22 protein-coding genes are annotated in these 16767 nt (G+C 68.4%); 5 read left to right on the top strand and 17 right to left on the bottom strand.

Annotated elements, in window-relative coordinates:
- Nucleotides 1–21: 21 nt before the first annotated feature.
- Nucleotides 22–1059, top strand: coding sequence for a TIGR03617 family F420-dependent LLM class oxidoreductase (locus HII28_RS18325; RefSeq protein WP_170027310.1), 1038 nt, complete (start codon nucleotides 22–24; stop codon nucleotides 1057–1059).
- Between the two features lie 24 nt (nucleotides 1060–1083).
- On the opposite strand, the gene HII28_RS18320 is transcribed toward HII28_RS18325, so the two are convergent.
- The 3 genes from HII28_RS18320 to HII28_RS18310 are packed head-to-tail and all read right to left on the bottom strand — an operon-like array spanning nucleotide 1084 to nucleotide 2703.
- Nucleotides 1084–1338 carry a DUF6510 family protein gene (locus HII28_RS18320; RefSeq protein WP_240978407.1) on the bottom strand — a complete coding sequence of 85 codons (255 nt, stop codon included), beginning with the start codon at nucleotides 1336–1338 and terminating at the stop codon, nucleotides 1084–1086.
- 31 nt (nucleotides 1339–1369) lie between these two features.
- Nucleotides 1370–2113, bottom strand: coding sequence for an FAD-binding oxidoreductase (locus HII28_RS18315; protein ID WP_346769407.1), 744 nt, complete (start codon nucleotides 2111–2113; stop codon nucleotides 1370–1372).
- Nucleotides 2110–2703 (bottom strand): molybdopterin-dependent oxidoreductase, encoded by a 594-nt coding sequence (locus HII28_RS18310; RefSeq protein WP_170027308.1) that lies wholly within the window; start codon nucleotides 2701–2703, stop codon nucleotides 2110–2112. The genes HII28_RS18315 and HII28_RS18310 overlap by 4 nt, the downstream gene beginning before the upstream one ends.
- A gap of 109 nt (nucleotides 2704–2812) precedes the next feature.
- On the opposite strand from HII28_RS18310, the gene HII28_RS18305 reads away from it, so the two are divergent.
- The gene (locus HII28_RS18305; protein WP_170027307.1) at nucleotides 2813–3166 is read left to right on the top strand and encodes a TfoX/Sxy family protein; all 354 of its coding nucleotides are present in this window, start codon (nucleotides 2813–2815) and stop codon (nucleotides 3164–3166) included.
- Between the two features lie 50 nt (nucleotides 3167–3216).
- Here the strand turns inward: HII28_RS18305 and HII28_RS18300 are convergent, their stop codons facing one another.
- Nucleotides 3217–4353, bottom strand: a complete 1137-nt coding sequence (locus HII28_RS18300) for a hypothetical protein (RefSeq protein ID WP_170027306.1) — start codon at nucleotides 4351–4353, stop codon at nucleotides 3217–3219.
- Between the two features lie 143 nt (nucleotides 4354–4496).
- On the opposite strand from HII28_RS18300, the gene HII28_RS18295 reads away from it, so the two are divergent.
- Nucleotides 4497–6071 carry a molybdopterin-dependent oxidoreductase gene (locus HII28_RS18295; RefSeq protein WP_170027305.1) on the top strand — a complete coding sequence of 525 codons (1575 nt, stop codon included), beginning with the start codon at nucleotides 4497–4499 and terminating at the stop codon, nucleotides 6069–6071.
- Here the strand turns inward: HII28_RS18295 and HII28_RS18290 are convergent, their stop codons facing one another.
- Nucleotides 6072–6794 carry a hemerythrin domain-containing protein gene (locus HII28_RS18290; RefSeq protein ID WP_170027304.1) on the bottom strand — a complete coding sequence of 241 codons (723 nt, stop codon included), beginning with the start codon at nucleotides 6792–6794 and terminating at the stop codon, nucleotides 6072–6074. It abuts the gene before it with no gap.
- 144 nt (nucleotides 6795–6938) lie between these two features.
- On the opposite strand from HII28_RS18290, the gene HII28_RS18285 reads away from it, so the two are divergent.
- Both HII28_RS18285 and HII28_RS18280 read left to right on the top strand, forming a co-directional pair.
- Nucleotides 6939–7184, top strand: a complete 246-nt coding sequence (locus HII28_RS18285) for a hypothetical protein (RefSeq protein WP_170027303.1) — start codon at nucleotides 6939–6941, stop codon at nucleotides 7182–7184.
- On the top strand, nucleotides 7181–7699 hold the full coding sequence (locus tag HII28_RS18280) for an SRPBCC family protein (protein ID WP_170027302.1): 519 nt from the start codon (nucleotides 7181–7183) through the stop codon (nucleotides 7697–7699). The genes HII28_RS18285 and HII28_RS18280 overlap by 4 nt, the downstream gene beginning before the upstream one ends.
- A gap of 60 nt (nucleotides 7700–7759) precedes the next feature.
- Here the strand turns inward: HII28_RS18280 and HII28_RS18275 are convergent, their stop codons facing one another.
- The 12 genes from HII28_RS18275 to HII28_RS18230 form a co-directional block, all read right to left on the bottom strand.
- Nucleotides 7760–8176 (bottom strand): TIGR03668 family PPOX class F420-dependent oxidoreductase, encoded by a 417-nt coding sequence (locus HII28_RS18275; protein ID WP_170027301.1) that lies wholly within the window; start codon nucleotides 8174–8176, stop codon nucleotides 7760–7762.
- A gap of 102 nt (nucleotides 8177–8278) precedes the next feature.
- The gene (locus HII28_RS18270) at nucleotides 8279–8845 is read right to left on the bottom strand and encodes a dihydrofolate reductase family protein (RefSeq protein WP_170027300.1); all 567 of its coding nucleotides are present in this window, start codon (nucleotides 8843–8845) and stop codon (nucleotides 8279–8281) included.
- A gap of 146 nt (nucleotides 8846–8991) precedes the next feature.
- Nucleotides 8992–9483 carry a hypothetical protein gene (locus tag HII28_RS19955; RefSeq protein ID WP_205865081.1) on the bottom strand — a complete coding sequence of 164 codons (492 nt, stop codon included), beginning with the start codon at nucleotides 9481–9483 and terminating at the stop codon, nucleotides 8992–8994.
- Between the two features lie 2 nt (nucleotides 9484–9485).
- On the bottom strand, nucleotides 9486–10808 hold the full coding sequence (locus tag HII28_RS18265) for an alkaline phosphatase family protein (RefSeq protein ID WP_205865080.1): 1323 nt from the start codon (nucleotides 10806–10808) through the stop codon (nucleotides 9486–9488).
- A gap of 297 nt (nucleotides 10809–11105) precedes the next feature.
- The gene (locus tag HII28_RS18260; RefSeq protein WP_170027299.1) at nucleotides 11106–11612 is read right to left on the bottom strand and encodes a hypothetical protein; all 507 of its coding nucleotides are present in this window, start codon (nucleotides 11610–11612) and stop codon (nucleotides 11106–11108) included.
- Between the two features lie 215 nt (nucleotides 11613–11827).
- Nucleotides 11828–12241 carry a VOC family protein gene (locus HII28_RS18255; RefSeq protein WP_170027502.1) on the bottom strand — a complete coding sequence of 138 codons (414 nt, stop codon included), beginning with the start codon at nucleotides 12239–12241 and terminating at the stop codon, nucleotides 11828–11830.
- 40 nt (nucleotides 12242–12281) lie between these two features.
- Complete coding sequence (locus HII28_RS18250; protein ID WP_170027298.1) at nucleotides 12282–12617, bottom strand: CHY zinc finger protein; 336 nt, start codon at nucleotides 12615–12617, stop codon at nucleotides 12282–12284.
- Nucleotides 12614–13225 carry an energy-coupling factor transporter transmembrane protein EcfT gene (locus HII28_RS18245; RefSeq protein ID WP_170027297.1) on the bottom strand — a complete coding sequence of 204 codons (612 nt, stop codon included), beginning with the start codon at nucleotides 13223–13225 and terminating at the stop codon, nucleotides 12614–12616. The genes HII28_RS18250 and HII28_RS18245 overlap by 4 nt, the downstream gene beginning before the upstream one ends.
- A complete protein-coding gene (locus HII28_RS18240; RefSeq protein ID WP_170027296.1) occupies nucleotides 13222–13902 on the bottom strand; it encodes an energy-coupling factor ABC transporter ATP-binding protein in 681 nt (226 codons plus the stop codon). Before HII28_RS18240 ends, HII28_RS18245 begins: the two co-directional genes overlap by 4 nt.
- Complete coding sequence (locus HII28_RS18235; RefSeq protein ID WP_240978390.1) at nucleotides 13899–15020, bottom strand: thiolase family protein; 1122 nt, start codon at nucleotides 15018–15020, stop codon at nucleotides 13899–13901. The genes HII28_RS18240 and HII28_RS18235 overlap by 4 nt, the downstream gene beginning before the upstream one ends.
- On the bottom strand, nucleotides 15010–16119 hold the full coding sequence (locus HII28_RS20400) for a class I adenylate-forming enzyme family protein (protein WP_240978389.1): 1110 nt from the start codon (nucleotides 16117–16119) through the stop codon (nucleotides 15010–15012). The genes HII28_RS18235 and HII28_RS20400 overlap by 11 nt, the downstream gene beginning before the upstream one ends.
- Nucleotides 16116–16739 (bottom strand): biotin transporter BioY, encoded by a 624-nt coding sequence (locus tag HII28_RS18230; protein WP_170027294.1) that lies wholly within the window; start codon nucleotides 16737–16739, stop codon nucleotides 16116–16118. Before HII28_RS18230 ends, HII28_RS20400 begins: the two co-directional genes overlap by 4 nt.
- Between the last annotated feature and the right edge of the window lie 28 nt (nucleotides 16740–16767).

Below are 16767 nucleotides of genomic sequence, written 5' to 3'. Positions count from 1 at the left end.
CCGGCCAATGGAGGCGGCGGAATGAAGATCGATGGGCACCTCGACGACGACTATGCGCGGAGCGGAGCGGATGCCGAAGAACTCAAGCGGGTCGGGTACGACGGTGGTTTCACCGCCGAACTCGCACACGATCCGTTCCTCGCGCTGGCGCTCGCGGCCGAACATGCTCCAGGGCTCGAACTCGGAACGAAGATCGCCGTCGCCTTCGCGCGCAGCCCGATGACGCTTGCATACACGGCGCACGATCTCAACGAGATGTCCGGAGGTCGCATGAGGCTCGGCCTCGGCAGCCAGGTGAAGGCGCACGTGACGCGACGCTTCTCGATGGAGTGGTCGGCGCCGGCCGCGCGGATGCGCGAGTACGTGCTCGCACTGCGCGCGATCTGGGATTCCTGGCGCACCGGCGACAGGCTCGCCTTCGAGGGCGAGTACTACCGGCACACGCTGATGACGCCGACGTTCAGCCCGAAGACCACGACGGCGCAGCCGCCCAAGGTGTGGGTCGCGGCCGTGGGTCCGCTCATGGCGGAGATGGCGGCCGAGGTGAGCGACGGCATCCTGCTGCACCCGTTCTGGACCCCCGAGTACCACGACGCGGTACTGTCCCCGGCGATCGAGCGCGGACTGGCCAAGGCGCGGCGCTCGCGCGCCGACATCGAGATCAGCGCGGGTGGATTCCTGGTGAGCGGCGGAACCGAGGAGGCGCTGGCCGCGTCACGGGAACGGGTGCGCGCCTCCGTGGCGTTCTACGGCAGTACGCCAACGTACAGAGGCGTGCTCGAGGCCCACGGCTGGGGCGACCTCGGCGACAGGTTGCACGAGCTCTCGGTGAGCAGACTGCCCGACAAGTGGGAGCGGATGACACGCGAGATCGACGACGAGGTGCTGCGGGCCTTCGCGGTCGCGGTCGAGCCCGCAGGCGTGGCGCGAGCCCTCGCCGACAAGAACGGTCGTTACGCCGACCGGATCGATCTCCAGAAGATCGACGGCGTGTCCACGGAGGACTGGACCGGGATCGTCTCCGAGCTGCGCACGGCGCCGGCCGCAGCGCTCGCGTAGCCGCGCGGGGCGGGTCCGCACGGATCAGGGAACCATCGCGAACCCGGTGATCCCGGTGATCGCGAGCAACACCGAGTCACCGTCCTCCGCGATGGTGAGGAGCACCTGGTCGCAACGCCTGCACCTGGCGACGTAGCGCCCTGTTGCGGCGTAGACGACGGCCTGGGCGACCGCGGCGGTGTCGCCGCAGCTGGTGCAGCGGCCGGTAGCGGAGGTCGCATCGCCATCGAAGACCGACGCCAAGGGACCGGCGAGCACGTTTCCGTCGAGCTTCTGCATCACGGAACCTCCTGCAGGATCGGATACCGCATCACGCACCGCCGAACCGCTCGGCGCGCACGTCGTCGACGTCGTGGCCGAGTTCCTTCAGCCACGTCAGCACCTGCTCCACGAAGGGTGTGGCCCCGCAGACGAAGATGCGCGGATGCTGCGACTCCGGAAAGACGAGCTCTGCGAGACGCTCCATGGTGAGCCGTCCGGGAGGGCGGTCGTCTCCGGCAGGAGCCTTGCGCGAGTAGACGAAGTCGACACGGACGGCATCCGCTTCGTCGTCGCTCGTCTCGCGCGCCAGCTCAGCGACGAAGAAGACATCGTCGGGGCTGCGCACCGCGTACAACAGCCGGAACGGGGTCGGGTCTGCGGCGTCGCGATGCGCTCGCACCATGGCGGCCATGGGAACCACGCCCGACCCGCCGGCGATGAGTTGCACGGGACGACCCGACGGATCGCCAGGACGCCACACGAACCACCCGCCCAGCGGCCCGTGCACCTCCAGCTGATCGCCGACCTGCAGTTCGTCGACCAGGAAGGGCGAAACCTCCCCGGAGGCGACCTTGTCCACGGCCAGTTCGACGGAGGTCGACGGGCCGGCCGAGGCGAGCGAATAGGAGCGACTCGCCTGGTATCCGTCCTCGGCAGTCAGCCTGACGTCGACGTGTTGCCCCGCCGCATTCCCCGGCCAATCGGCGATGTCGAGCGTGATCCTCCGCGCGTTCCGCGTCTCGGCAGCGACCGTCGAGACCGTGGCCGCATGCCAGGCGGCATGCGTGATCACGAATACCGCTCTTCCGTCCAGGGATCCCCGTGCAGGTTGTAGCCGCGTTCCTCCCAGAAGCCTGGCTCGTCCTGCGGCATCATGCGCAGGCCGCGCACCCACTTCGCGCTCTTCCAGAAGTAGAGGTGCGGCACGACGAGTCGCGCTGGGCCGCCGTGCTCCGCCTCCAGCGGTGCGCCATCCGCCTCGAACGCGATCCACGCCTGGCCGTCGAGCAGCTCGTTCAGCGGCACGTTCGTCGTGTATCCGCCGTAACTGTGCGCCATGACGTAGTCGTACGACGTGTCCACGTGCTCGAACACGCGATCCAGCGGCACGCCACGCCACTGCGTACCCAGACGAGACCAGTGAGTGACGCAGTGGATGTCGACCGTGAAGTCCTCGAGCCCCAGCGCGCGGAAGGAATCCCAGTTCCAGCGCACCGGATCCCCGGACTCCGGCACCACCACGAACTCCCATGCGGCCGGATCGACGTCGGGCGTGGCGCCGGCGCTCAGCACCGGCCAGTCCTCCACCTGCGTCTGGCCGGGTGGCAGCCGGTCGTTGCGTGCGGCGCGGTGAGCGCCGAATCCGCGAGTGATGACAGCCATGCCCGTGCTCCTCTGTCCCGAAAACGGCCGCCGGCTCCGGGGTTGCGCGGCGCTGTCTCTCAGTATCGTCACCGCCGGGTGCGGGAGGAAGAGGGCGTACCGTTGTGCCATGCCGACCGCGGCGCAGAACAGGCGTCAGAAGTTCCCGGAGTCGTACGCGATCTTCGACCCGATCGCGGCCGAGTTTGTAGCGGGCGGCGACGTCGCCATCGGCCGCATGTTCGGTTCGGAGGGGCTCAGCCTGCGGGGCAAGGTCTTCGCGTTCGTGGGATTCACGGGCCGCCTCTACGCCAAGCTCCCCGAGGAGCGGGTGGGTGAGCTCGTCGCGGCGGGCGACGCGGAGCCCGCGGTGATGCGGGATCGGCCGATGCGCGAGTGGGTGACGGCCCTCCCCGAACGCCCGGACGTGTGGCCTGCGATCGTCGCGGAGGCGTATGCCTTCATCGACTCGATCACGGAGTAGGCGCCCACCGAACCCGCTGTCATCGCATGCGAGCCCTGCGAAGTCGCTGGCTACACCTTCAGGACCGGGTCGAGTTCGACGAAAGAGACCCACCAGGCGACTGGATCGTCCTGTCCGGAATCCTGGAAGACGAACTCGCCGCCGTCGTGGTCTCCGTTGATCCCGAAGCCGTGCAGGTAGTGGTCGCTGTTCATGAACTCGAAGTGGAAGCCGGTCAAGGCGTCGATCGAGGGCAGCGAGACGCCGGGGCTGGAGGTGGTCTGGAGCGGTTGATGCCCGCTGTTCGTGCCGCCTCCCGGTGGCAGGCGACGGCGCGCGAGCACGAATTGCGATGGGATCCACTCGAACTGCACGATGACCCCGTATCCGCGGCCGCCGCCGATGTCCGCCGGAAATGGTGGCGTGAGCGCCGGCGTCGTCGGAGACATCCCAAGGCCGGATTCGTCGAGCTGAGGGCTGAGGTCGAGGCCCCACGTGCGAGCATCCATGCCCTCATCGTCGGTGAGCGTGACGAGAACGGCCGGCCGCATGGCGTTGCCGACGCTCAATCCCGCTTCCTGCAGATCGCGGACCAGGGCTATCTCGATCGAGCGAACGTTGGCGTCGTGTTGTGGCTGGCGTCTGAGATCGAAGCCGCGAAGCGCGAGCACGGCATCCGGATCGCCGGGGAACGGATCGGCGATCAGGAACTGGCATGTCCCCTTCGACGGCGTCGTGAAGTCGGAGCCCGTCGTCGACACGGCGCCCGACACTCCCGCACCGGGCACGCCTGCGGCATCCATGAGAACGGTGCAGGTCGCGTTCGCGGTGAACGGGTCGTTCTCGTCCTGGTCGCAGAACGCGAACCGGGTGACGGCACCATCGCCCTGTCCCTGCAGAACCGCGATTCGCTGGATCTCGTGATCGTCGGTGCCGTTGAACCGCACCACGAACCCGCGCAGCGCGGCGTCCTGGAGCTGCGCCCCGGCATTGGGCACGTCCCCTTCCTCGATCAGGTCGAACGATGTCTGGACGGACGAGACTGCCCAGGTCGGATGCCCCGCCAGCGGCGGCCCCGGCCGGTAGCGTTCCGACCCGGCCGCGGCCGTGGTCGCCTTCGCGCCCGGTGCTTCGCGCTCGACAGCCGGACCGGGGTGTGCCGCCTCGCTGCGGCGCCGGTCAGGGGTGGTGGATCCTGTCTCGTTCATGTCGACCTCCTGCACGATCGCATCGTGAGGTCACGGCGACGAGAGCCGTCGGCCTTCGCCCTCTCATTGTCGCGCCGCAGGCGGCCCACGTCATCTGCCTGTGTGCTCATCCGTGCCGGGGCCACCGACTTAGGCTGTGCCTCATGCCGACCGTCGCCACAGCGCCCCGCGGACGCATCCTTTATCTGACGGCGGCAGCCTGCGGTGTCGTCGCGGCGCTCGCCGGGTGGGCGGTCGCAGAAGTGCTCGCGGTGTTCGTCGGTGCGGCATCCTCCCCGCTGTTCGCGGTCGGGTCATGGATCATCGACCTCACTCCGCCCGGCTTCAAACAGCTGGTCATCGGGCTTTTCGGCACGGGCGACAAGGTGTTCCTGTTCGTCTGCCTCGCCATCCTCGTCGTGGTCCTCGCCGGGGTCGCCGGCATCCTCGAGCTGGTGCGTCGACCGTTCGGCGCGGTCCTGCTCGGCGTTGTGGGGGTCATCGCGCTCATCGCGGTGATGACGAGAGCGGATGCGACCTACTGGTGGCTCCTGCCGACGACCGCCGGCACGCTCGTCGGCATATATGTGCTCGTACGGATGCTGGACCGGCTGCGCGAATGGACCCGGGCATCCGAGCCGTCGCGTGTGCCGGGCAAGGGTGCCGGACCCGCCAGGCGCTCATTCCTCGCTTTCGGGATCGGGATCGGTGCCGTCGCCGTGATCGCGGGCGTCGTGGCGCGCACGGTCAACGCGGGGAGTGTGGCGATCGCGTCCGCACGTGCGATGGTGCGGCTTCCGAAGCCGGTGAAGCCGGCGCCCCCGATCTCGGCCGGAGCCGATCTCAAACTGGCGGGGCTCACGCCGTATGTCACGCCGAACGGGAACTTCTACCGCATCGACACCGCGCTGCAGGTGCCGTCGATCGACCCCGACACGTGGAAGCTCACGATCGGCGGAATGGTCGAGACGCCGGTGACGCTCACGTTCGCGGACCTGCTTGCGATGCCGCTCGAGGAGCACGTCATCACGCTCGCCTGCGTCTCCAACGAGGTGGGCGGAGACCTGGTCGGCAACGCCACCTGGCTCGGATATCCGGTGCGCAAGCTGCTCGCGCAGGCCAAGCCGCGCGCATCCGCCGACATGGTGCTCTCGCGCAGCGTCGACGGCTTCACAGCGGGCACCCCGCTGAGCGTGCTGACCGACATCGGAACGGATGCCCTCATCGCCGTCGGCATGAACGGCGCACCGCTGCCCCTCGAGCACGGATTCCCGGTGCGGATGGTCGTGCCCGGCCTCTACGGCTACGTGTCGGCCACGAAATGGCTGACCGAACTCACGGTGACCCGGTTCGATCAAGCGCAGGGCTACTGGATCGACAAGGGATGGTCGGTCAAGGGTCCGATCAAGACCGCGTCGCGCATCGATCGCCCGCGTGAGGGCGCCACCATCAAGCCCGGCCGCTATGCGGTGGCCGGGGTGGCCTGGGATCAGCACACCGGCATCCGCTCCGTTCAGGTGCGCGTCGACAACGGACCCTGGCAGGATGCACGCCTCGCCGAGACCGTCTCGGCGGACACGTGGCGGCAGTGGGTGTGGGAGTGGGATGCCACGCACGGAGCCCACACGCTCCAGGTGCGCGCGACGAACGCGGACGGCTCGACGCAGACGTCCGCGATCGCCGCGCCTGCGCCGAACGGCGCGACGGGATGGCACACGGTCACGATGAGCGTGGGGTGATCACACCGTCTGCGGCACGGCCTCGCCGGGCCACAGCAGGCGGAACTGCGCCTCGTACTGCCTGCGGCCGTACGTGCGGTACATGATCCTCACCGGCAGCGGGATGTTCTTGAAGAACTGCTTGCGGTCTTCGGGCGCCGACGAGGAGAGGAGCATGCCGAGCTGGGACATGAGGCGGTCCTTGGGGACCGCCTTCGTTCCGCGCTCGGCCATGCCGGCCCACTCCTTGGCCGTGATGACCTTCTCCGCGACGGGCACGATCTCCACGACCTCGCGACGCAGGTGAACCTCGAGCACCTCGAGCATGCGGTCGTAGGCGTCGGCGAGTTGTTCGCCGGTGTCGGGGTCGGCGGTCTTCGGCCACTCGAGGCGCAAGGGCTCGATCTCGTCGAGGATGGCGTGCACCTGGGCGTGATGCGCCTTCATCTGCCCCACGTGCAGGGCGCACGCCGGTGCACGTTCCGCGAGCTGGTCGAAGAGGAGCAGCTCCTCGTCCTTGTGGTGGGTGCGGAGGGTGTGGTCGATGTCGCCGAGCCACTGTGCGACGAACGCAGCACGTGCGGTATCGCCGGGCGGCGTGTCCCGCACGAGCTCCGCCATGCGCGGGTAGGCGAACAGGAACGCGCTGTGCAGTATCCGCATGTCGTCGCCGTTGCACAGCTTCGGCCCCGCAGGCACGGCCGGCGCCGTCTCACCGGGCAGTGCGACGTAGAAATCGCTCATGGTCATCGGCCCCCTTGCCGTTCGCCGGCACGTGCGACCTGCCGGACTTGCGGTCAGTCTGACCCGTGACGGGTGTCGCGCACAGACACCCGTTCAGGGGCTGATGCACAAGCGGCCCCGGCCGCCTGGTGTTATCTTGGTACCGTGGTAACAATCGAGCGAGCACAGACCGGACTCAGGATCGAACGCAGCATGCTGAAGGTGCTGAAGGGGCTGGCGGAGTACCTGGACATGCCTCTGGGAGAACTCGTCGAGGGGATCGTGCTGCACGCCTTCGAGGGCACGGCGCCCTTCGGGCCCGAGACGCTGGCGAAGATTCGCCAGCTCAACGAGGTCTACGGGCTGACGCTCACCGCAGCGGATGCACACACACTCACTGAGACCACATGACAGCTCGGCTGCACGCACTGGTCGGCCGGCTCCAGGTGCCGCAGACCATCGCGGATGCCTTTGTGCTGTTCACCCCGGAAGGCGAACGCGAGTGGGCGCACGGCTGGGATCCGCACTATCCGGGCGAGCCCGTCGGAGCGGACCACGGCAGTGCCGATGTCGATGCCGCCCGCCGCGACGACACCGAGCCGGGCACCGTCTTCGAAACGGATGCGCACGGCAGTCGCACGACCTGGATCGTGACCAGACGAGACCGCCCCAGGTACATCTCCTACGCACGCGTGACCGCAGGGGGCTGGGCCGGAACCGTGTCCGTCGCGCTCGCGCCGTTCGGTGACGTCTCCGAGCAGGGCGCCGTAGTGACCGAGGTCGAGGTCACCTACGTCCTGACCGCCCTCGTCCAGTCCGCCGAGGGTGAGCTGCAGCGGTTCGCGGACGGCTACGTCGAGTACCTGCGGTCGTGGGAGCGCGACATCGCCGGGCTCGTGGCGCGGCGTGGGTCTTCCCGCGCGTAGGCGTGACCATTGGGGCCGTCGCGCTCGCTCGGTCGTCGTAGGCGGGCCGCGACCGTCTGCTCAGCTACTGGACCAGCCGGTCCAGCGGTCGGCGCGCACCTCGATGACGGCTCCCGCCGGCCGGTGCGCGCGGTACTGCTCATAGCGATCCTCGAGCAGGTCGATCGGATGCCGGACCTCCTCAGCCGTGGAGATCACGCGAGCGCGTCCGTCGACGCGAACCCACCACAGCATGTCCCAGTCGTCGCTGTATCGGTGCACGAGCAGCGCCACCTGCGGATTCTCCGCGATGTTGCGCAGCCGCTGCAGCCGGGTGGTCGTCTTGGGCTTGTGGTCGACGGCGCTGTAGATGAGGTCGCCCTCCACAGCGAACGTGATGGGGACCACGTGCGGTGCACCCTTGCTGCCGACCGTCGCGAGCGTCGCCACGCGCGCACCGCTCAGGCGAGCCCGCGCATCCGCTTCGGTCAGCCTCATGCTGACGATTCTGGTCCAGCGGACGTGGGGGATCCCGAGATCGCCCGCCGCGAGAGCGTCGGACGCGCGGGAAACGGGGACGTGTCTTTGAGAATCGGGCCCCTAGTTCGCGGCGGCCGTGTGCACGACGTGGTAGTGCTCGAAGACGATGTCCGGCTCGAAGGTCCGCGTCTCGACCAGGGCGAGCCTCGTCATCGTGTCGCTCGGAGGGAAGAACGACGTGCCGCCACCCAGCACGACCGGGGCACGGAACACGCGGATGTCGTCGACCAGGCCGAGCCCGAACGCCTGGCCGGCGAGGTCCGCGCCTCCGATCTCGACGTCCCGATCCGTGCTGGCGAGCATGCGCCGGATCTCGTCGTCGAGCGGCGCCGTCGCCATTCGTGCGTTTCCCCGCACCTCCACCGGCGAGCGGCTGAAGACGACCTTGGGGAGGTCGGTCCAGGCATCCGCGAACTCCGTGAATGCCGAAGAGGAGCGCAGCGACGGATCCGTCTCCCACACCAGCATCGTCTCGTACAGCCGGCGGCCGATCAGGTGGCCGCCGAGTCCCCGCACCCGATCGAGATGGAACTCGAAAAGTTCGTCGCTCGGGGCGCTCCAGTCGATGCCGCCGTCGCGGTCCTCGACGAAGCCGTCCGCCGAAACGGTCATCGTGTAGATCAGCATGGCTGACGGTACCGCGTCTCACCGACAGTCAGGACGTGCAAAGGCGGGATCCCGTCGCACTGCGGAAGAGTCGCGAAGACGGTGAGGGCCGGAGCAATGACCCCGGCCCTCACCGTCGGCTCAGATCGGCCGCGGATGCGTTCTGATCAGTTGTCGCGTCGTGATCCGATGACGCCGGGGAGCACCTGGGTGCCCTCCTTCTGGACGGCGGTCAGCGACGAGGGGTTGAGCCCGAGCGCCGCGAGGATCGTCGGTGCCACCTGGGTCGTCTCCACCGGTGCGGAATCGACCTTGGACGGCACACCTGGCCCGTCGACGACCATCAGCACGTGGCGGTCGCCCGTGTTCAGCCCACCGTGCTCGGCGAGCTTGGTCGGGCCGGAGTACACGACGCCCTCCTGCACCTCGCCGAAGACATCCGGGTAGTGCCCGCTGTTCACGGCGACGCCGAAGAAGTTCGCCGCATCCTTGCCCGCCCAGATCTGGTTCAGACCGGAGTGCTGCAGCGTGACCGGCTTGCCGTTGACATCGAGGCCCTGAGCGGTGTGGCTCCACAGGTACGCCTTGACGAAGTCGTCCGCGGTCTGCGAGTTGTCCGACAGGTAGGACTGCCACAGGTCGTCGTCGGTGCCGGCCACGATCAGCTTGGTGTCGGCCGGGTGGGTCTGGGCCCACGCGGCGTTGATCGCGTCGATGATCGGGCCGTCCTTGACGGTGACCAGCTTCGTCGGATCTGCGGCGACTGGCCGTGCTTGGCGGTGAGGATGATCGTGGTCTTGCCGGTCAGCCCCTCCTTGTGGATCGTCGAGACCATGCGGCCGAGCTGGGCGTCGATGTAGTCGAGGGCGCTGGAGAGCACTGGACCGGGAACGAGTTTGCCGTTGACCCACTGGTATCCACCGGCCTGCGGTGCGCTGGTGGTGTAGGAACCGTTGGCGTTCTTGATCAGCGTGGTCGGGGTCGACTTGATCTTCTGCGCGACCGAGACGGTCTGGAAGTTCATGCCGAAGATCGCCGGGGTGCCGACCTTGGACGTGCCGGAGTGGTCGAATCCGTCGATCTCGTTCAGGATTCCCTGCACCTTGTAGCCGTCGTACTGCTTGGTCGCCGCGTCGATGTGAGCCCAGTCGTCGTCCTGCGGATACGGAACGCCGTTCGGCATGACCGCCTGCGAGTCGATCTCAGGCGAGAACAGGTCGTCGATGCTCTGACCGTTCGATCCCGGTCCGTTGAACGATGCGTAAACCTCGTGCTTGTCCGACCACGCGGTACGCAGACCGGCGTTGTGGATCACCTGGAAGATGGTGTTGTCGCCCAGGTAGTCCCACGGCGTGATCGGCTGGCAGGTCGTCGGATCGACCGGGAACGTCGCCGGGTTCAGCGACGTCTTCGGGTCGAACTTCAGATTCATGATGGCGGCGGGGTTCTTGTCAGCGCCGCCCGCATAGATCGAGCCGTTCTCGTCGAACGAGGGGAAGGTGCCGTTCGACGGGTTGAGCAGGTCCGGCACCGCGGCAAGCGCGTCATCCGGGGAGTCGTAGACGACGTCGCCGCCCGTCGCCGCCTTGCCGGGCGTGCACGGGGAGCCCGCTTCATCCACGGTGTGGCTGTACTCGACGTCGTAGTACACGCCGGTGGTCTTGGGGTTGCCGCCGGTCATCAACGCGGTGCCGCCCGGATCGGAGTCCGACGGATTCGACGTTTCCGCGTTGGTGTATTCGCTGCCGCCATGCGTCAGCTTCGCGAGGGTCGAACTCGGGTGCTGGGAGATGTACCAGTCGAGGTCGCTCTGGTGCATGCCGTCGACGGAGATGAGCAGGACGTGCTGCGCGTGCCCGGCCCTGGCGGAGGGAACCGCGGCCGACGCGCTCGCCGCCGTGCCGACCCCGGCGAAGGTGGCCGCGGCGAGTGCCGCGAGGCTCGTCGCGGCGATCGCCGCACGGGCCCTTGTTCTGTGTGTCATCGGACTCCTCCGTCATCAGCCCGAGCGGCGGCGTCCTTCGATGACACCTCGAACCGCGCGTGCACCCCCAAACGGTGGACACGGGAGGTGAATTCGCGACGAATCGGCGATGACCGCGTTGCTAACGCCGTCGTCGAGACTTCACAGGTACGACGAGCGGGACGTCGGCGACGTGAAGGTGAAACGTGCATTCCTGACCGGTTGCGTTGTCGCTGCAGAACGCCGAGTTCGTGATGAGCCTGGGGGATCGACGCCCTCGGCGGGTAGTTCGCGGGCCGACGGGCCCCGCAGCTGGGATCAGGGCTTCCAGTCGCGATACGCGACGTGAGCCGGCACAGGGGTTGTGCCGCTTTCGCGTTCGGTCATGCGCTCAGCCAGCCACTGGAACCATTCCCACACGGTGGCGCGCCCGAGAAGGCGCCTGTCCTCCTCCACGAAGGCACGGAGTTTGACCCACGAGATGCTGATTGCGCCGCTGAAGAAGTCATCGACTGTCGCCATGTCGACCTCGCGGCGGAACACGAGCACTCCGAGGCTCTCCCACGTGAGACCGACGAGAAAGACGCGGTCGCGGCCGTCGTCGCCGAGGGTGCGCCGGATGGTCGCAAGGTCGGCGTCGTCCGGGAGCGAGTTGACCGCCGCCAGGGCGGCCGTGAATTCGCCGCTCTGAAACGAGCGCACGAGGTCGATGATCGCCTCGCGGCGGCGTTGTCGGCGAAGTTCCACCAACTGGTAGGCGGCGAACAGACCGCCCGCGACGAGCGCGACAGAGCTGACGACGTCAAGGACATCTGACAGGGACATGCAGGGAAACTAGCAGGAGGCGAGCCTCCGGCGGCATTCGCCCGCCCGGGCACGCGTCGGCTCCACGAGCCGCGTCGGGAAGCGATCGTGCTCCCGGTGTACGAGTGTCGCCGACGCCGGTGCCTGCAGGTGGCGCACATCAGCCGTTCAAGGGCAACTTTCGCGCTGATCGGCAGAGCGCGGCACTCGGGTATCCGCTTGTGCTACACCGACGCTCAGGTGATAGCCCAGTCGCCGGCTCCGCCCGCGAGAGGCCGGCCGATCAGCCAGTGATGCCCGAACGGGTCGGCGAAACGGCCCTGCCGAAGGCCGTAATCCTGATCGGCGATCGGGGCGACTTCGCGTGCGCCTGCGGCGACGGCACGTTCCGCCACCGAGTCAGGGTCTTCCACCAGCAGGTTCAATCGAACGCTCGTGCCGCCGAGCGCCGCGGGGGAGCGGTCCCCGGCGCTCGCCGGTGCCACCCGCACGTGAGCGCCACCGATGGACAGCTCCGCGACGAAACGACCATCCGCATAAGAGTTCCGGTGGAGCTCGACCGCGCCGAACGCACGCCGATAGAAGTCGACCGCCGCGGCCGGATCCTCGACTGTCAGCACCGCGATGATCCTTGCGTCTCGCGAATCCATCTCAGCCACCAGTACAGTCTCCGCCGTCACAGCCGAAGGATCAGCGGGGCTCCGGCCGGAAATAGTACTGGCTGTGCAGTTTGCACCCCGGGTTGAACAGCGACGCGCAGGCCGGGCAGCTGTCTGCCAGCAGGTAGACGGAGATCGTCAGCAGGTGTCCGCAGACGCCGCAGAGCACCGCGGTTCGGTCGCGATCTGCGAAGGGCCACTGTTTGGCAGGGTGGTCCGCGGTCTCGTCATGGCAGAGATGGCAGGGGTAGAACTCGCGGCAGCAGGCGAATTCGATCGCGATGATGTCGAGCGGCGTCGAGTAGTGGATGCAGCGGGTCTGGTCGTCGACGACGGGGCCGCGTACACGCGGACGCGGCGCGGTCATCGCATGCCCCTGGCGGTGAGGGCATCACCGAGTTGGAACGCGTGACGCGAGGCGAGTACGAGGAAGGGCACGGCGAAGGTGCGCAGGCTGCCGCGTGCGCCACGGGCTCGCTGTGCATCACGAACCTCGCGCGCGAGGCCTGCGAGCGCAGGGATGGTCGTGAAGGCCACGGTGAGTGTGATCGCCGCCCGCTTGGGATCGAGACGGAGGTAGGCGAGCGGTCGCAATCCGTGTTCGATTGCGTCCAGGATCGCCGTCACCCGGGTGGTCAGCGGGAGGAGCGCGCTGAGGCTGACCGCCGCGCAGATGCGGATCGTGCTCGAGACGGCCGGCTCGGGGCCGAGGAAGAGGAGCTGACTGGCCAGCGTGATGGCGAGCATCCAGCGGAGCGTGGTGACTTGGCGTGCCAGGCTGCGCATTCCGAGCAGCCCGTCGCCCAACCCTGCGACCACGTAGGTGAGGACGGTCATGACTGCCGTGATCGTCGCGGCCCACCACGCCGATGGGAGCAGAGAGACGCACAGCACCAGGGCGAGGATGAGCACGGTCTTGCGTCCGGTGGGCATGCGATGCAAGAACCCGTTTCCTGGCCGATACAAGGTGATCACCGTAGAGCCTCTTCGTACTGCGCGGTGACCGTGGCCGGGTCGCCTGAGGCGACCAGCCTTCCTCCGCCGAACAACAGGGCAGTGTCGCACCGGCGTGCGAGCTCGAGGTCGTGCGTGACGAGCACGAGCCGATGGCCGGTATCCGCGAGAAGGTGGTCGGCAACGCGTCGTGCGTTGCGGGCGTCGAGGTACGCGGTGGGCTCATCGGCCACGATCAGGTCGGGTTCGCGCACGAATGCACCGCAGAGGGCCAGAAGCTGTTTTTGTCCGCCGGAGAGGTCGTGCGCTGATCGGTCGGCCAATTCGGTGAGACCGAATCGGTCGAGGGCGACTGCAACTCGCTCGCGCGCCATGGCGGCTGGAAGCCGCTCCGCGCGGAGCGAGAAGGCGACGTCCTCGGCGACCGTCGGCATCAGGATCTGCGCATCGGGGTTGCTGAAGACCATGGCGATGCGTCTCTGGAGTTGGGCGGCTTGGGCCGCTGGGTCGAATCCCAGAATCTGCAGCGTGCCGGAGGTGTGACGGACGAGGCCGCCGACGAGTCGGGCGAATGTGGATTTGCCGGACCCGTTCTCGCCGATGACCGCGACGGTCCGCGCGTCGACGGCGATGGACAGTTCACATAACGCGTCGACATCCCCGAGCCTGACGGAGACCTCCTGGAGGTGAATGCTCATCGCACAACCTCCAGCACGGCGGCGATCCCCAGGCCGCCGCCTACTGATGCCGCGGCCACCCCGAGGGTTCCGGGTGGCGCATCGCGGCGGACCAGACGGCTGAACAGACGCACGACGGCGACTGCTCCGCTTGCACCCCAGGGATGCCCCAGCGCGAGTGCCCCGCCGTCGGAGCAGACGCGCGGATCGTTGTCCGTGAGCCCCAGCCTTCCGAGCACCGCGAGGCTTTGCGCCGCAAAGGCCTCCACGATCTCGAATGCGGCGATGTCTGCAAGATCCGCGTCCGCGGCCGCGAGCGCCGCACGGATCGCAGCAGCCGCGCCGATCCCGGGCAGTGCCGGGTCGCAGCCGATCACGGCCGAGGCACGGACGGCGAGCCCGGATGCGGTACCGGGGGGCGCGACGACAACGCTCGCAGCGCCGTCACTGATCCGTGTCGCGGTCCCGGCGGTCAGAGTTCCGCCAGGGAAGAGCGGCGTCAGCCGGGGGAGCAGCTTCTCGGCACCGCCGATCGCGTCGTCGTGGAGAAGCCCGGCCAGGGGGACCAGTTCGGCCGTGAGGCGGCCCTCCGCCTGTGCGGCGCGCGCCCGGGCGTGACTGCGAGCGGCATGAGCATCCTGGCGGGCACGCGTGATGCCGTCATGTGCGGCGAGTTCTTCGGCGGCACGTGTCATGTCGGGGTCGGGCAATCCGTGCGGAGTGAACGGGGCCTTCGCGTAGGGGATGCCGTCAATCGAGCGCGCCGGAGCAGTCGAGGCGCTCTCAACGCCGCCGGCGACACGCATCCGCCGGTCATAGCGACTGGCGACAGCTGCGTCGAGGATCGCGGCGAGACCGCTGCCGCACTGACGGTCGACCGTTCCTCCCGGGACGAGCTGGCCGAGCCCGGCGGCGAGCGCGGCCGCACGCCCGGGGTTGCCACCTGGACCCATGCAGTTGCCGAGGATGACGTCGGCGATGTCGGCCGGTGCTCCCAAGGTCGCTTCGGCGTCGGCGATGGTTGCGCGGATGACCGGTGCGGCGAGGTCGGTGATGGTCAGCTCGCCGAGTGCGCGGCCGCGGGTGGCGATGGGTGTGCGTCTGGCGGCGATGATGACGGGGTGGGGGTTAGACGACAAGACGGTCGGCCTCTCCGTTGAGCGCGCGTCGCATCGCTTCGGCACGGGCTGGTTTCCCGGAGTCGGTGCGGGGGATTGCGCCGGTGAACCATCTCCGCGGGCGGTGTGCGGGTGCCAGCTGTTCGGTGGTTGCGGTGCGGAGCTGTTCTGCCGTGGTGAGTGTCGGGCTCGGCGATTCGTCGAGTTCGAGGATGGCGGCGACCAGGGCGCCGATGCGGCCCTGGGGGAGGCCGAACACGATCGCATCGCGGATGCCCGGCAGGGAGCGGAGTACTGCCTCGACCTCTTCGGGAACGATCGTCGCCGACGCGCTGAGGATGGCGTCGTCCGCACGGCCGAGTAGGCGGATTCGGTTGTCGACGAGTTCTGCCCGGTCGCCGACTGTCGCCCACTCGCCGTCCCGTCGCAGGGGTCCGTCTGGGCCGAGATAGCCGAGGGCGGTGAACGGGGACCGCACCCAGAGTTCAGTGTTCCGGATGCTGAGTTCGACTCCGGGGAACGCGCGGAGTCCGTCTCCGCTGTCGGTTGCAACGAAGGAGAGTTCGGCGGCGCCGTAATACGCGACGAGTTCGATACCCGCCGCTTCCGCCCGCTTCCGGAGTGCGTCGCCGACGTGGGAGCCGCCGACCAATGCCGTTCGCAGCAGGGGCGGAGGTCCGGCGTCGAGCACGGCTCGAAGTGCCTGTGGCGTGCCGTGCAGGCAGGTCGCCGTTGACCAGTCGCCCCGTCCGAAGACGGGTCGCGGTCCGCCGTCGAGGGCGTGGGCGAGGGAGAACAGCGTCATCGACGCCGCAGGTGGGGCCGGGAGCAGAACGGCGTCGTCAGGACCGGCACGCAGCAGTTCTCCGATCGTGGCGAACGACGCGGACCATGATCGGGCGGTGCGGAGCACGATGCGGGGCGACCCGCTGCTGCCTGAGGTCAAGGTCGCCCAGGCTGCTCCCGCCGGTGGCTCGGCGCTGGCGGTGATCGCCCGTACGGCATCCCATTGGTCTTGCGGCCAGCGCTCGTCACCGACGAGCGGGATCTGGCCTTGTCGGCGCAAGGTCTGCAGTTGCTCGAGCAACCCGGTGGTGTTGCCGCGGAGGGGGACGATCATCGCTGGCGTACAGGCTCGGCGGGAACGTCTTCGGGTGCCTTCGTCGGCCACGTCCGGCGGAATGCACGCGGGTTGGCGCGCAGCAGTGTCATGACGACCGTCGTCGCGATCACAGCCTTGGCGAGATCGCCGGGGACGAACACGAGGCTCGTCAGCGCGGTCTCGCCAAGGGGCAGTCGCGTGACGACGCTCTGAATCGGGATGCCCAGCGCATAGACCACGACGATGCCGCCGACGATCACACCCACCAGGGTGCGCCAGGTCACGGGTTTACGGTGCCCGGCGTGAACGATGAGCCCTATCACCAAGGCACCGAGGATCCAGCCGGGGAGGTATCCGGCTGAGGGGCCGAAGAACACGCCGATTCCTCCGCGCCCGCCGGCCAACAGCGGTAGTCCGGCAGTCACGAGGGCGAGGAACACCGTCACCGACAGGGCGCCCAGCCAGGGCCCCAGCACGGCACCGGCGAGCATCACGCCGAGCGTTTGCGCAGTGATCGGCACTGCGCCGAGAACGGTGAAACTCCCTGGGAGGCCGAGCACCGCGAGGATCCCGGCGAACACGGCCACTCTTGCAAGGTCCGTCACGTCGAGTCGTCGCGCACGGGGAAGAACGGTCATCGCGTCACCTCACAACACTTGAACAGCG

Source organism: Planctomonas sp. JC2975, from assembly GCF_012985205.1.
GTDB lineage: Bacteria > Actinomycetota > Actinomycetes > Actinomycetales > Microbacteriaceae > Humibacter.
This window is presented reverse-complemented; position numbering and strand designations above follow the sequence as displayed.

What these genes read in the sequence shown, in the direction of transcription:
- HII28_RS18325 (WP_170027310.1), top strand. Translation starts at nt 22, where the DNA reads ATGAAGATCGATGGGCACCTCGACGACGACTATGCGCGGAGCGGAGCG.
- HII28_RS18320 (WP_240978407.1), bottom strand. Translation starts at nt 1,338, where the DNA reads ATGCAGAAGCTCGACGGAAACGTGCTCGCCGGTCCCTTGGCGTCGGTC.
- HII28_RS18310 (WP_170027308.1), bottom strand. Translation starts at nt 2,703, where the DNA reads ATGGCTGTCATCACTCGCGGATTCGGCGCTCACCGCGCCGCACGCAAC.
- HII28_RS18305 (WP_170027307.1), top strand. Translation starts at nt 2,813, where the DNA reads ATGCCGACCGCGGCGCAGAACAGGCGTCAGAAGTTCCCGGAGTCGTAC.
- HII28_RS18300 (WP_170027306.1), bottom strand. Translation starts at nt 4,353, where the DNA reads ATGAACGAGACAGGATCCACCACCCCTGACCGGCGCCGCAGCGAGGCG.
- HII28_RS18295 (WP_170027305.1), top strand. Translation starts at nt 4,497, where the DNA reads ATGCCGACCGTCGCCACAGCGCCCCGCGGACGCATCCTTTATCTGACG.
- HII28_RS18290 (WP_170027304.1), bottom strand. Translation starts at nt 6,794, where the DNA reads ATGAGCGATTTCTACGTCGCACTGCCCGGTGAGACGGCGCCGGCCGTG.
- HII28_RS18280 (WP_170027302.1), top strand. Translation starts at nt 7,181, where the DNA reads ATGACAGCTCGGCTGCACGCACTGGTCGGCCGGCTCCAGGTGCCGCAG.
- HII28_RS18275 (WP_170027301.1), bottom strand. Translation starts at nt 8,176, where the DNA reads ATGAGGCTGACCGAAGCGGATGCGCGGGCTCGCCTGAGCGGTGCGCGC.
- HII28_RS18270 (WP_170027300.1), bottom strand. Translation starts at nt 8,845, where the DNA reads ATGCTGATCTACACGATGACCGTTTCGGCGGACGGCTTCGTCGAGGAC.
- HII28_RS18265 (WP_205865080.1), bottom strand. Translation starts at nt 10,808, where the DNA reads ATGACACACAGAACAAGGGCCCGTGCGGCGATCGCCGCGACGAGCCTC.
- HII28_RS18260 (WP_170027299.1), bottom strand. Translation starts at nt 11,612, where the DNA reads ATGTCCCTGTCAGATGTCCTTGACGTCGTCAGCTCTGTCGCGCTCGTC.
- HII28_RS18255 (WP_170027502.1), bottom strand. Translation starts at nt 12,241, where the DNA reads ATGGATTCGCGAGACGCAAGGATCATCGCGGTGCTGACAGTCGAGGAT.
- HII28_RS18250 (WP_170027298.1), bottom strand. Translation starts at nt 12,617, where the DNA reads ATGACCGCGCCGCGTCCGCGTGTACGCGGCCCCGTCGTCGACGACCAG.
- HII28_RS18240 (WP_170027296.1), bottom strand. Translation starts at nt 13,902, where the DNA reads ATGAGCATTCACCTCCAGGAGGTCTCCGTCAGGCTCGGGGATGTCGAC.
- HII28_RS20400 (WP_240978389.1), bottom strand. Translation starts at nt 16,119, where the DNA reads ATGATCGTCCCCCTCCGCGGCAACACCACCGGGTTGCTCGAGCAACTG.
- HII28_RS18230 (WP_170027294.1), bottom strand. Translation starts at nt 16,739, where the DNA reads ATGACCGTTCTTCCCCGTGCGCGACGACTCGACGTGACGGACCTTGCA.